The sequence below is a fragment of the Streptomyces sporangiiformans genome (assembly GCF_005768555.2).
GTDB classification, from domain to species: domain Bacteria; phylum Actinomycetota; class Actinomycetes; order Streptomycetales; family Streptomycetaceae; genus Streptomyces; species Streptomyces sporangiiformans.
Genome location: NZ_VCHX02000145.1, coordinates 22,969 through 35,258, shown reverse-complemented (window position 1 = coordinate 35,258; position 12,290 = coordinate 22,969). Strand labels below are relative to the sequence as shown.

11 protein-coding genes are annotated in these 12,290 nt (G+C 69.2%); 5 read left to right on the top strand and 6 right to left on the bottom strand.

Annotated features, from left to right (window positions below):
- Positions 1–79 precede the first annotated feature (79 nt).
- The 3 genes from FGD71_RS21940 (at position 80) to FGD71_RS21930 (ending at position 3,914) form a co-directional block, all read left to right on the top strand.
- A complete protein-coding gene (locus tag FGD71_RS21940; protein WP_478131071.1) occupies positions 80–1,531 on the top strand; it encodes an LCP family protein in 1,452 nt (483 codons plus the stop codon).
- 250 nt (positions 1,532–1,781) lie between these two features.
- Positions 1,782–3,080, top strand: coding sequence for an LCP family protein (locus tag FGD71_RS21935; RefSeq protein WP_119102200.1), 1,299 nt, complete (start codon positions 1,782–1,784; stop codon positions 3,078–3,080).
- Between the two features lie 135 nt (positions 3,081–3,215).
- Complete coding sequence (locus FGD71_RS21930) at positions 3,216–3,914, top strand: hypothetical protein (RefSeq protein WP_119102199.1); 699 nt, start codon at positions 3,216–3,218, stop codon at positions 3,912–3,914.
- Between the two features lie 106 nt (positions 3,915–4,020).
- Here the strand turns inward: FGD71_RS21930 and FGD71_RS21925 are convergent, their stop codons facing one another.
- Complete coding sequence (locus FGD71_RS21925; protein ID WP_119102198.1) at positions 4,021–5,178, bottom strand: acyl-CoA dehydrogenase; 1,158 nt, start codon at positions 5,176–5,178, stop codon at positions 4,021–4,023.
- A 259-nt stretch (positions 5,179–5,437) separates the two neighbouring features.
- Here FGD71_RS21925 and FGD71_RS21920 point away from each other — a divergent pair, with 259 nt between their 5' ends.
- Entirely contained in the window at positions 5,438–6,781 is a 1,344-nt protein-coding gene (locus tag FGD71_RS21920; protein WP_119102197.1) for a UDP-glucose dehydrogenase family protein, read from the top strand.
- 247 nt (positions 6,782–7,028) lie between these two features.
- Here FGD71_RS21920 and FGD71_RS21915 read toward each other — a convergent pair whose 3' ends face one another.
- The gene (locus FGD71_RS21915; RefSeq protein WP_119102196.1) at positions 7,029–7,532 is read right to left on the bottom strand and encodes a CGNR zinc finger domain-containing protein; all 504 of its coding nucleotides are present in this window, start codon (positions 7,530–7,532) and stop codon (positions 7,029–7,031) included.
- Between the two features lie 88 nt (positions 7,533–7,620).
- On the opposite strand from FGD71_RS21915, the gene FGD71_RS21910 reads away from it, so the two are divergent.
- A complete protein-coding gene (locus FGD71_RS21910) occupies positions 7,621–7,980 on the top strand; it encodes a VOC family protein (RefSeq protein ID WP_119102195.1) in 360 nt (119 codons plus the stop codon).
- Positions 7,981–8,059: 79 nt separating this feature from the next.
- Here the strand turns inward: FGD71_RS21910 and FGD71_RS21905 are convergent, their stop codons facing one another.
- The 4 genes from FGD71_RS21905 to FGD71_RS21890 form a co-directional block, all read right to left on the bottom strand.
- A complete protein-coding gene (locus tag FGD71_RS21905) occupies positions 8,060–8,602 on the bottom strand; it encodes a GNAT family N-acetyltransferase (RefSeq protein ID WP_119102194.1) in 543 nt (180 codons plus the stop codon).
- Between the two features lie 74 nt (positions 8,603–8,676).
- Complete coding sequence (locus FGD71_RS21900; protein ID WP_119102193.1) at positions 8,677–9,981, bottom strand: RNA polymerase sigma factor; 1,305 nt, start codon at positions 9,979–9,981, stop codon at positions 8,677–8,679.
- Between the two features lie 76 nt (positions 9,982–10,057).
- Positions 10,058–11,140 carry an LCP family protein gene (locus tag FGD71_RS21895; RefSeq protein WP_119102192.1) on the bottom strand — a complete coding sequence of 361 codons (1,083 nt, stop codon included), beginning with the start codon at positions 11,138–11,140 and terminating at the stop codon, positions 10,058–10,060.
- Between the two features lie 85 nt (positions 11,141–11,225).
- Positions 11,226–12,281, bottom strand: a complete 1,056-nt coding sequence (locus tag FGD71_RS21890; protein ID WP_240436704.1) for a LacI family DNA-binding transcriptional regulator — start codon at positions 12,279–12,281, stop codon at positions 11,226–11,228.
- Between the last annotated feature and the right edge of the window lie 9 nt (positions 12,282–12,290).

The window sequence follows — 12,290 nt, the reverse complement described above, 5'->3', positions numbered from 1 at the left end:
GCGCTGCGCCGGTAAGCCGATCGTATGGGCCTACGGTGCTCACGGATCACGCACCCGTCCCACGCGGAGGTGTCCCCCCGTGCCCAAGCCGCCCCGCCCCCCTGCCCGGCCTCCGCGGCAGCGCCCGGCGCGTCCGTCCGTACGACGCAAGCAGCCGCGGTGGGCCATGCGCGCGACGACCTCGGTCTCCGTGGTGGTGCTCGCGGCGGCCGGCATCGGGCACGCGGTGGTCACCGGCGTCGATACCGAAATCAAACGGGTCGACCCCTTCAAGGACATGAAGAACCGGCCCGTGAAGGGCCACGGCATGAACGTCCTGTTGGTCGGCACAGACGAACGGAACAAGATCACACAGGCGGAGAAGAACGAGTACCGGCTCGGCGGCGCCCCCTGCCACTGCACGGACACCATGATGATCGTGCACATCTCGGCGGACCGGAAACGGGCCAGCGTCGTGAGCCTGCCGCGCGACTCGTACGCCAAGATGCCCGCACACATCGACCAAACCACCGGAGAACATCACAAATCGCACCCGGTCAAGCTCAACGCCGCGTACGCGGAGGGCGGTCCGCAACTGACCGTACGCACCGTCGAGGACATGACCCGGCTGAAGATCGACCACTACCTGGAGGTCGACTTCACCAGCTTCATGAAGACGGTGGACGTGCTCAACGGGGTGCGGATCTGTACGGTGCGGCCGCTGAAGGACTCGCACACCGGGCTCAACCTGCAGGCGGGGACGCACGAGCTGAACGGCGGCCAGGCACTCCAGTACGTGCGCTCGCGGCACGTCGACGGAGCCTCCGACCTCGGCCGGATGCAGCGCCAGCAGCGCTTCCTGGCCGCGCTGGTCGAGCGGGCCACCTCGTCCGGAGTGCTGCTGAACCCGGTGAAGTTCCGTGAGCTGACACAGGCCGCGCTGGGATCGGTGCGGGCGGACGAAGGGTTCGGGGCGGACGACATGATCGCTCTGGGGCGGGCGATGCGGAACTTCTCGCCCTCCTCGTCGGAGTTCACGACGGTCCCGCTCGGGCGGATGGGGTACGTCGTGAAGGGCATCGGCTCGACGCTGAAGTGGAACGAGAAGAAGGCGGAACGTCTCTTCCGCGCGATGCGCGAGGACAAGCCGCTCGCCGCGCACCAGGTCCGGTCGCCGAAGACGGTGACCGTCGATGTCGCCCCGCAGCAGATCAGGGTCCAGGTCGAGAACGGCACGACGATCGCCGGTCTCGGCAAACGCCTCGACAGCGAGCTGCGGGCGACCGGGTTCCGTACGACGCGTACGCCGGTGAACGCCCGCGAACGTGGCGCGCACCGCACCGTCGTCACGTACGACCCCCGCTGGGACCGCTCGGCGAATTCCCTCGCGGCGGCACTGCCGGGCAGCGAGCTGCGGGCGGTCCAGGGGCAGGGGCAGACCCTGAAGGTGATCGCGGGCTTGGACTTCCGGGAGGTGCGGAAGGTGCGGGCGGAGGCGCCGGTGCAGCGGGAGTCAGCGGTGGTGAGGGGCGACCAGGTGGTGTGTCCGTAGGTCATGACGGACCGCGAGCCGTGACAAACCGCAGGCCATGACGGGGAGTGGCTGAAAACGGTCGGGGGGCCTCGGCGGCCGAACCGGCTTGCCCGGTATATCGGACTCGGGGCCGAGGCCTGTTCTGTCAGGGCCTCCACCTTATGCCGGGGCAAGCCGTGCAGTTTGTGCATCAGGTTTGCAACAGGCGTGGTGTGATTTTCCGCCGACTCTTGTAAGGCACACACTCGGGCACTGCACACTGGGGCGCATGAACTTTAGGCCCGAGGGATGGTCCGGAGACAACGGCGGCGACCGTTATGGCCGCGGCAGCGCGAGCGCCGAGCCCGAGGGCGCGCGCGTAATGCGGCAGGTGCGGCGTGGCCAGGGCTCCGGCCCGCGCCCGTCGGCGCCGCCCTACGGCGGGGTACCGCGACAGCCGACCTACAACGACGGTTACGGCTATGACGACGAGCCCGGCGGCGACCGCTACGACAGCGGCTACAACACGGGCCAGGTGTACGGCTCTCCGGGCGGCGGCGGTCCGGACGACCCCGGCTTCCGCGGCCGGCGTGCGCGGTCCGCGCCGAACTGGGGCCGCCGCATCAAGTGGACCACGATCACGTTGGTCACCTTGCTGGTCGTGGTCTCCGTCAGTACGTACTTCTGGGCCGACTCGAAGCTGAAGCGCGAGATCGACCTGTCGAAGGTGATCGACCGGCCCGAGGCGGGCGAGGGCACCAACTACCTGATCGTCGGCTCCGACAGCCGCGAGGGCCTGTCCGCCGAGGAGAAGAAGAAGCTCCGTACGGGCTCGGCCGAGGGCAAGCGCACGGACTCGATGATGATCCTGCACGTCGGCGACAACGGGAACACGATGATCTCGCTGCCGCGCGACTCGAATGTCACGATTCCGTCCTTCAAGGGCTCGGACTCGGGCAAGGTCTACCAGGGCACCGGCCGCCAGGTGAAGCTGAACGCGGCCTACGCGGAGGACGGGCCCGAGCTGCTCGTACGGACCGTCGAGGCGAACACGGGCCTGCACATCGACCACTACGCGGAGATAGGCTTCGCCGGCTTCGCCAAGATCGTCGACTCGGTCGGCGGCGTGGAGATCGACATCCCCAAGGGCGGCATGAAGGACTCCAAGTCCGGCGCCGACTTCGAGGCGGGCAAGCAGACGCTCAACGGCGAGCAGGCGCTGGCCTTCGTCCGTACGCGGTACGCGCTGGCGGGCAGCGACCTGGACCGTACGAAGAACCAGCAGAAGTTCCTCTCGGCCCTCGCCAACCAGACCGCGACGCCGTCCACGGTCCTCAACCCCTTCAAGCTCTACCCGACCATGGGCGCGGGCCTCGACACCCTCACCGTCGACAAGGACATGTCCCTCTTTGACCTCGCCTCCATGTTCTGGGCCATGAAGGGCATCACCGGCGGCGACGGCAAGTCCATGAACATGCCCATCTCCGGCAACTCCCCCAACGGCAACCTCCAGTGGGACACCGCCAAGGTCAAGACCCTGGTGAGCCAGCTGAAGAACGACGAGAAGGTAACGGTCTCGGGCAACTGAGCCACCTCCGCACACGTCCGTCGAAGGGCCCCGCCGGGAGGACCGGCGGGGCCCTTCTTCGTCCGATTCGCCGCACCTCGCCTGCCCAGTCAGTCGGACTTGCGGGCAAGACTCGAAACGCTAAGGTGCGTCGGCATGATCTCGCTGAAGCGTTCCATTGACGACATGCCGGGCGATCCGCGGCGATTAGTCATGGACTATCACCTTTCGCATCATGTGAGCTGCGAGGGGGACCAAGACGGCCTCGACGAGTGGACGGTTTCCCTACGGGTGGAGCGGTTCAAGAACAGGACCGCCGGCGGCGTCATCGGCTCGATGACTCTGTTCCGTTTGCGCCTGGACGACCGGTACAGCCCCTTCCCGTTCGCCGACGCGGAGAGCTACGACTCGGACCTTTTCAACCTCGTCCTCGGCATCTACGACCTCGGCAACGGCGGCTACCGGCAGGCGTTCCGGGACGCCGTGACGTCCTCCGACGGAGACCTGCTGGTCCTCTACAACATCCAACTGGACGAAACATGGCGGGGTTTCGGCCTCGGGCCCATCCTCGCGTCCCAGGCGATCTGGACCCTGGCGGACGGCTGCAGCGCCGTCACCACCGCGACAAGCATCACCGAGTATCCCGAGGACCAGCATGCGCTGACCCATGAACAGTGGACGCGTGCCAACGAGAAGATCACGGCACTGTGGGAAAGCATCGGATTCCGGCGGCACACAGCCCCGCTCGGTCATCTCTTGGACCCGAGGACGACGGAAGCGCGCGACCTGCGGAACGCGCGGCGCCAGGACTTCGACCAGCTCGTCGATGCGTACCGCGCAGCCCTCCACCGCTGACTCGACAGCCGATGCCAGGTCCGAGTAGTACCGCTCGGTGAAACTCACAAGCGTGAAGGGCGCCCCAGTGGTCGGGCGCCCTTCGACGGTCAGCTGACCAGAGCCGTTACGGCAGGTTGCGGGCCATCACGATCCGCTGGACCTGGTTCGTTCCTTCGTAGATCTGGGTGATCTTGGCGTCGCGCATCATGCGCTCGACCGGGTAGTCGCGGGTGTAGCCGTAGCCGCCGAGGAGTTGGACCGCGTCCGTGGTGACCTCCATGGCCACGTCCGAGGCGAAGCACTTGGCGGCGGCGCCCTGGAACGTGAGGTCGCGGTCGCCGCGCTCCGACTTGGCGGCGGCCGCATACGTCAGCTGGCGGGCGGCCTCGATCTTCATGGCCATGTCGGCGAGCATGAACTGGATGCCCTGGAAGTCGGCGATCGCCTTGCCGAACTGCTTGCGCTCCTGGACGTAGCCCTTGGCGTAGTCGAGGGCGCCCTGTGCGATGCCGAGCGCCTGTGCGGCGATCGTGATGCGGGTGTGGTCCAGGGTCTTCATGGCCGTCGCGAAGCCCGTGCCCTCCTCGCCGATCATGCGGTCGGCGGGGATGCGGACGTTGTCCAGGTACACCTCGCGCGTCGGCGAGCCCTTGATGCCCAGCTTCTTCTCCGGGGCGCCGAAGGAGACCCCTTCGTCCGACTTCTCGACGACGAAGGCACTGATGCCCTTCGAGCGCTTCGTGGGGTCCGTCACGGCCATGACCGTGTAGTACTCGCTCACGCCCGCGTTCGTGATCCAGCGCTTCACGCCGTTGAGGACGTACGAGTCCCCGTCGCGGACCGCCTTCGTCTTCATGCCCGCCGCGTCCGAGCCCGCGTCCGGCTCGGAGAGGCAGTACGAGAACATCCCGTCGCCCTTGGCCAGCGGGGACAGGTACTTCTTCTTCAGGTCCTCCGAGCCGGAGAGGATCACCGGGAGCGAGCCCAGCTTGTTCACCGCCGGTATCAGGGAGGAGGACGCGCAGGCGCGGGCCACCTCCTCGATCACGATCACCGTCGCCAGCGCGTCCGCGCCGGCACCGCCGTACGACTCCGGTACGTGCACCGCGTGCAGGTCGTTGGCGACCAGCGCGTCGAGCGCCTCCTGCGGGAAGCGGGCCTCTTCGTCCACGATCGCTGCGTATGGCGCGATCTTCGCCTCGGCGAGCGAGCGTATGGCGTCACGGAGCATGTCGTGCTCCTCGGACGGGCGGTACAGGTCGAAATCAGCCGATCCGGCCAAGGTCTCTCACGCTCCAAAGACGCTGCGATGCTGACGCTAACTACCGTTAAGTAACTCGAATTTTAGGGGTCCGGCCACGCGAGTGATACGTGAGCTTGACGACAAGTGCCAGGTGAGCTTGGCGACAAGTGCCAGGGAACGGCGGCAGGAACGGCAGCGGGCAGGACACGGGAAAGTTGCCCCGTGAAGGGGCGGACCACGCCCCGACTATGCTCGCTCGGGCAGCGCACTCACGCCGGACACCTACTGGAGCGGACCCATGGCCTTGAAGATCACCGTGATCGGCACCGGCTATCTCGGCGCCACGCACGCCGCGGCCATGGCCGAACTCGGTTTCGAGGTACTGGGTCTCGACGTCGTTCCCGAGAAGATCGAGATGCTCCAGCGGGGCGAGGTCCCGATGTACGAGCCGGGGCTGGAAGAGCTGCTGCGCAAGCACGTCGCGGGCATCGAAGGCGCCAGCGGGCGGCTGCGGTTCACCATGGACTGGGCGGAGGTCGCGGACTTCGGCGACGTCCACTTCGTCTGCGTGAACACCCCGCAGAAGCACGGCGAGTACGCGTGCGACATGTCGTACGTCGACGCCGCCTTCGAGTCGCTCGCCCCGCATCTGACGGGCCCCGCCCTCGTCGTCGGAAAGTCGACCGTGCCCGTCGGTTCGGCGGACCGGCTGGCGGCCCGCCTCGCGGAACTGGCGCCCGCGGGCGAGGACGTCGAACTGGCCTGGAACCCGGAGTTCCTCCGCGAGGGCCTCGCCGTCCAGGACACGCTGCACCCCGACCGGATCGTCGTGGGCGTGCGCGGCGACCGCGGCGAGAAGCTGCTGCGCGAGGTCTACGCGACGCCGATGGCCGAGGGCTCGCCCTTCGTGGTGACCGACTTCCCGACCGCCGAGCTGGTGAAGACCTCGGCGAACTCCTTCCTCGCGACCAAGATCTCCTTCATCAACGCCATGGCCGAGGTGTGCGAGGCCGCGGGCGGCGATGTCGCCAAGCTGGCGGAGGCGATCGGGTACGACGAGCGGATCGGGAAGAAGTTCCTGCGTGCCGGGATCGGCTTCGGCGGCGGCTGTCTGCCGAAGGACATCCGCGCGTTCATGGCCCGGGCCGGCGAGCTGGGCGCCGACCAGGCACTGACCTTCCTGCGCGAGATCGACTCCATCAACATGCGCCAGCGCGGCCAGATGGTGGAACTGGCCCGCGAGGCGCTCGGCGGCGGGGCGTTCCTCGGCAAGCGGGTCGCGGTGCTCGGCGCGACGTTCAAGCCGGACTCGGACGACGTACGGGATTCGCCCGCCCTGAACGTGGCGGGGCAGATTCATCTCCAGGGCGGTCAGGTCACGGTGTATGACCCCAAGGGAATGGTGAACGCGCGGCGGCTCTTTCCGACGCTGGGGTATGCCGATTCCGCGATCGAGGCCGTACGGGGCGCCGATGTCGTCCTGCATCTCACCGAGTGGCGCGAATTCCGCGAGCTGGATCCGGCGCAGCTCGGCGAGGCCGCCGCGCAGCGGATTGTGCTGGACGGCCGAAATGCCCTGGACCCGTCGGTATGGCGCGCGGCGGGCTGGACCTACCGGGCCATGGGGCGCCCCTCGGCCTGACGGGCCGGCAAGCAGCCGTCGGCGCCTGTCGGCAGCCGTCGCCCCATCGGCCTTGTGGCGATTCGGTATTCGCCCGACATGTATTCAACACGGCGCCCCCTCAATGGTTTCGAATTGCATTCGAGCATTGTGTCGGAATTGCTGTGGTCCGTGCTGTGCCTGCTCCTGGTGGGCTCGCGGTCGGCGGCCCGGCGAGACGAGGAGCAGCCTGCCGAACCCTGAGCGAGCGGCGTCTCGGACGAGACGCCTACTTCGCGCGATAGCGGCGCATCTTCGCCCGTGCCCCGCACACCGCCATCGAGCACCAGCGACCGCGGCCCGCCGGGCTGCGGTCGTAGTACGCCCAGTGGCAGTCGGGAGCCTCGCAGGCCTTCAGCCGGAGCCAGGTGCCGGCCGTGACGGCCTCCGCGACGGCCTGGGCCACACGGGAAGCGAGCGGGGCGGGGTCGCCGGCCGGGCGCAGGGCCGCGGAGCCGTCGGCCGGGGAGACGGTGACGACGAGCGGGGCCGAGGCGAGCAGCTCGTCCAGGGGGCGCACCGTGCGGTGGGGCAGGTGGCCCGCGTGCGCCAGGAGCGCGGCACGCAGTGATTCGCGCAGTTCGCGCGCGCTCGGTACGCCGGCCTCCGTCAGGTCCAGTGCCGCGCGCCCCTCGGCCGTGTCCAGGGAATCGACGCCCGACTCGATGTCCAGGGTGTTCACCAGGGACTGGATCAGGAGCAGGCCGCCGGGAGCGGGTGCTCGGTCATTCATGGTTGCGACGTTACCTCTGATGCGGCAGCATGCAGTAACGGTTACCAGTTAGAGCCGCATAGAGGTAACCACAACCGAGGAGGAACTCATGGCTCTCGCCAAGCTGGGCGTGGTTGTCCTGGACTGTCCCGATCCGCGTGCCCTCGCCGAGTTCTACGCCGGGGTTCTGGGCGGTGACATCGAGGAGGACGACGGCTGGGTCGACCTGCGCGTCCCCGGTGGGCATTCGCTGGCGTTCCAGGCCGCGCCCGGCCACGTACCGCCGAAGTGGCCCGCGCTCGACGGCTCGCAGCAGTTCCATCTGGACCTGACGGTCGAGGACATGGACGCGGCGGAGAAGGAGGTCCTGGCGCTGGGCGCGAAGGTGCTCGACGCGGAGGACCGGAAGCGGACCTGGCGGGTGTACGCGGACCCGGCCGGCCACCCATTCTGCCTCTGCGCCTGCTGACCTGCCCAGGGCCGGTCCGGCCTGTCCGACCCGATCTCATGTCTGCTCCGCGGCCCGCCCTTGACCGTCGGGCGGCGGCCTAAGGCTTCGAGTCCGGCTTCCAGTCCTGGACGAGGAGTCCGAGCAGCACCTCGTCCAGGAACTCGCCCATCACCCAGGCCGAGGAGCGCAGCACGCCCTCGCGGACGAAGCCGTTGCGCTCGGCTGAGCGCAGCATCGCGGCGTTGTCCGACAGCGTCTCGATCTGCAGCCGCTGCAGGCCGCGCACGACGAAACCGTAGTGGCACAGCACCGCGACGACGTCGGTGCCGTAGCCCTTGCCGCGAGAGGACGGCAGCAGTCCAAGGCCGATGTGCGCGGACCGGTTGTGGTTGTCGATGCTCCACAGCACCGCGGTGCCGACCAGCGTGCCGCCGTCCAGCTCCACTACAGAGAACGGGACGCGCCCTTGCTCCTCGTCGTCCACCACGAGCCGCGAGTCCTTCGTGCCGGGCGTGATCGGCCGCCACGGCCGGCTTTCGGCCCGCGAGGAGTTGACCACGTCGTCGTAGAGCTCGGCCCGCAGGATCGGGATGTCGTCCTCGTGCCGGGCCCTGAGCCCGATCTTGCTGCCCTTTAGCATGCAGGCTTCCTATCCGACCGGGCCGGCCGGCGGCAAACCAATTAGCTCTGCGCCGCAGCCCATCGAGACACCGTTCAAGCCCCGTCGCACTCCTCGGCCCGCGCCAGCAGCAGCTCGCGTTCGCGCTCGTTGCGGGTGAGTGAGGCCGCGCGTGCGAACTCCGCCCGTGCCTCCGACGTACGCCCCAGGCGTGCCAGCAGATCGCCGCGCACGCTGGGCAGCAAGTGGTAGTCGCGCAGGGCGGGTTCGGCGGCGAGCGCGTCGACGAGGACGAGGGCCGGGCCGGGGCCCTCGTTCATGGAGACGGCGACGGCGCGGTTCAACTCGACGACGGGGGACGGGGTGCGGGCGGCCAGGAACCCGTACAGCGTGGCGATCCGGCCCCAGTCCGTCTCCTCGTACGTGTACGCGTGGGCGTGGCACGCGGCGATGGCGGCCTGGAGGACGTACGGTCCCGGGCCGCCGGTGGAGACGGCCTCCGCGCGGGCGAGGGCGGCGAAACCGCGGCGGATCAGCATGCGGTTCCAGCGGGACCGGTTCTGGTCCTTGAGCAGGACCAACTCCCCCGACGGCCCGGTTCGCGCCGCCGAGCGCGACGCCTGCAGCTCCAACAGGGCCGCCAGACCGTGCACTTCCGGCTCCTTGGGCATCAACTCGGCCAGCACGCGGGCGAGCCGGAGCGCGTCCTCGCAGAGCGCCGGCCGCAACCAGTCGTCCCCGGCGGTGGCCGCGTACCCCTCGTTGAAGATCAGGTAGATGACCTCGAGCACGGAACCGAGCCGGGCTTCGCGCTCCGGCCCGTACGGCACCTCGAAGGCGACTCCCTTCGCGGCGAGCGTCCGCTTGGCGCGCACGATGCGCTGCGCGACGGTCGCCTCCGGGGAGAGGTAGGCGCGGGCGATCTCGGCGGTGGTCAGTCCGCCGAGCAGCCGCAGCGTGAGGGCGATGCGGGCGTCGGCGGAGAGCACGGGGTGGCAGGCCATGAAGACCAGCCGCAGCAGGTCGTCGTCGATGTCGTCGGGGTCGGACGGTTCGTCGACGTACTCGGAGGCGGACGCGGACGTCTCCAGGTCGCGGCCCATCTCCTCCAGCTTGCGCGCGTACCGTTCCCGCCGCCGTACGAGATCGATCGCCCGGTGCTTGGCCGTGGCCATGAGCCAGGCGCCGGGGTTGTCCGGGACGCCGTCCCTGGGCCACTGCTCCAGGGCGGCCACCAGCGCGTCCTGCGCGAGTTCCTCGGCGATGCCGACGTCGCGCACGATGCGTGCGACGCCCGCGATGATGCGGGGCGACTCGATGCGGAAGACGGTCTCGGTGGCGCTTTGAGCGGCATCCCTGTCCGCGGGGTCTGTCGGCTGATCCGGCGGCTCTGCTCTCACGCCACCATCAGACACCTCCGGGGCCGGGTGGCCAAGCTGGTTCAGAGCCGAAGCTCGCCCCCGACGTGTGGTCAGGTCACTTCAGCGACGCCCACAGCTCCCGGGCCTCCGGCTCGTCCGCGACCACCCGGTTGGGGTCGGACGGGGCCGTGACCACCGGCATCGTCACCGTCTTGGTGTCGGCCGAGGTGAGGCCCTTCAGGCTCTGGCCGAGGCGCATCAGCTCGGTCAGGGAGTCGAGGCCCGTGTCCGTGGTGAGGCTGCCGGTGACGGTGTCGGCGACGGTGTAGAGCTGGGCGGGACGGGTGAGCAGGTCGGTGGCGGAGATCTGGTCCAGCAGGGCCTTCACCAGGGTCTGCTGGAGGCCTATGCGGCCGAGGTCGCTGCCGTCGCCTATGCCGTGGCGGGTGCGGGCGAGGGCCAGGGCCTCAGTGCCGTCCAGGTCGTGGGTGCCCGCCTTCAGGTTCAGGTGGCTCTGCTCGTCGGAGATGTCCTCGTCCGTCGTCACCGTCACGCCGCCCAGCGCGTCCACCAGGTCCGCGAAGCCGGCGAAGTCGATCTCCATGTAGTGGTCCATGCGGACGTTCGTCAGGGACTCCACCGTCTTGACCGCGCAGACCGGACCGCCCACCGAGTACGCGCTGTTGAACATCACGTTGTACGCCACCGGCGTCGAGCCTCCGGACTCCCGGGGGCACGCCGGGCGGGTGACGAGCGTGTCGCGCGGGATGCTCACGATCGTCGCCTCCGTGCGGCCCTCGTCGACGTGAACGACCATCGCCGTGTCGGAGCGGGCGCCGGAGCTCGCACCACCGCCACCGAGCGAGGCGTTCCGCTTGCCGCTGCGCGAGTCCGAGCCGAGGACGAGGATGTTCATCGCACCGCTCGGCAGCGACTCGGCCGCGGCGGAGTCGACGCCGGAGCCGCCCGGGGCCGGCGTCACCATCGCCCTCGCCGGACGGTCGTCGCCCAGTGCGCTGTCGATGTCGACGCTCTGGATGTTGCGGTTCAGCTGCCAGTACGCCCATCCCACTCCGGCGGCCGAGACGACGAGGGCGCAACCGAGCGCGATTCCGGTGATCTTCAGCAGTCGTGACCGCCGGTCACCGCGTCGCGTGACACCCCCGTTGTCGTCCTCGTGCTCGTCTTCTCCGCTCACACAGAGGAACGTAAGTCCGAATTGTTACGAGCAGGAACCCCTTACCGCCTTTCCTGAGGAAACTCTCATCTTTCGTTGAGTTTCCTCAGACACCTCCGGCTTCTGTGAAATTTTCGGCATCCCACCGACAGCAACTGCTGCGCACCACCAGACTCGTCGCCACCTCCACCTGGGTCACCGTCGGCGGCCGCTCCCCGCGTCCGAGGTCGAGGACGAGCCGGGCCGCCGCCTCGGCCATCTCCGTGAGCGGCTGCCGCACGGTGGTCAGCGGCGGTCCCGCCCAGCGGGCCACGGGGAGGTCGTCGAAGCCGACGACGCTGAGATCCTCGGGGATGCGAAGCCCCAGCTCACGGGCCGCCTCATACAGCCCGAGGGCCTGTAGGTCGTTGCCCGCGAAGACCGCGGACGGGCGGTTGGGCAGCCGCAGCAGCTCCAGCCCGGCCCGGTGGCCGGCCTCGTGGTGGAAGTCGCCCGCACGGATCAGCGAGGCGTCGACGGGCAGCCCGGCCGTTTCGAGCGCGGCCCGGTAGCCGTCGAGACGCGCCCGGCTGCACATCATCTGCGAGGGCCCGCTGATCACGCCGATCCGCCGGTGACCGAGGTACACGAGATACCGGGTCGCGGCCAGCCCGCCCTGCCAGTTGGTGGCGCCGACGGACGGCACGTCGTCGCCGGGGTCGCCCGCCGGATCCATCACCACGAACGGAATGGAACGGCTGGTCAGCAGCGCCCGATGGGACTCGCCGAGCCCGCTCAGGACGAGCACGACACCGTGCGGCCGCCGGGCCGCGACCTGGTCGGCCCAGGTACGCCCGGGGGTGGGCCGGCCCGCGCTCTCGGAGAGCACCACGCTCAGGCCCTGGTCCCGCGCGACATTCTCGACGCCCCGGATGACCTCCAACGCCCAGGCGCTCTCCAGCTCGTGGAAGACCAGGTCGATCAGGGGCGAACGGGACGCCTCGGCCCGGCGGCGCCGATAGCCGTGCCGGCGCAGGAGCTCCTCGACCCGGGTCCGGGTCGCCGGTGCCACATCGGCACGACCGTTGAGCACCTTCGAAACAGTCGGAGCCGAGACTCCCGCCGCTCTGGCGATCTCGGCGAGCGTCGCGGGCTGGGACACGGCGGGAGTCGGGCGCTTCATGACCACGCC

Coding starts and splice junctions, on each gene's coding strand:
- FGD71_RS21935 (WP_119102200.1), top strand. CDS start 1,782: ATGAACTTTAGGCCCGAGGGATGGTCCGGAGACAACGGCGGCGACCGT.
- FGD71_RS21930 (WP_119102199.1), top strand. CDS start 3,216: ATGATCTCGCTGAAGCGTTCCATTGACGACATGCCGGGCGATCCGCGG.
- FGD71_RS21920 (WP_119102197.1), top strand. CDS start 5,438: ATGGCCTTGAAGATCACCGTGATCGGCACCGGCTATCTCGGCGCCACG.
- FGD71_RS21915 (WP_119102196.1), bottom strand. CDS start 7,532: ATGAATGACCGAGCACCCGCTCCCGGCGGCCTGCTCCTGATCCAGTCC.
- FGD71_RS21910 (WP_119102195.1), top strand. CDS start 7,621: ATGGCTCTCGCCAAGCTGGGCGTGGTTGTCCTGGACTGTCCCGATCCG.
- FGD71_RS21905 (WP_119102194.1), bottom strand. CDS start 8,602: ATGCTAAAGGGCAGCAAGATCGGGCTCAGGGCCCGGCACGAGGACGAC.
- FGD71_RS21890 (WP_240436704.1), bottom strand. CDS start 12,281: ATGAAGCGCCCGACTCCCGCCGTGTCCCAGCCCGCGACGCTCGCCGAG.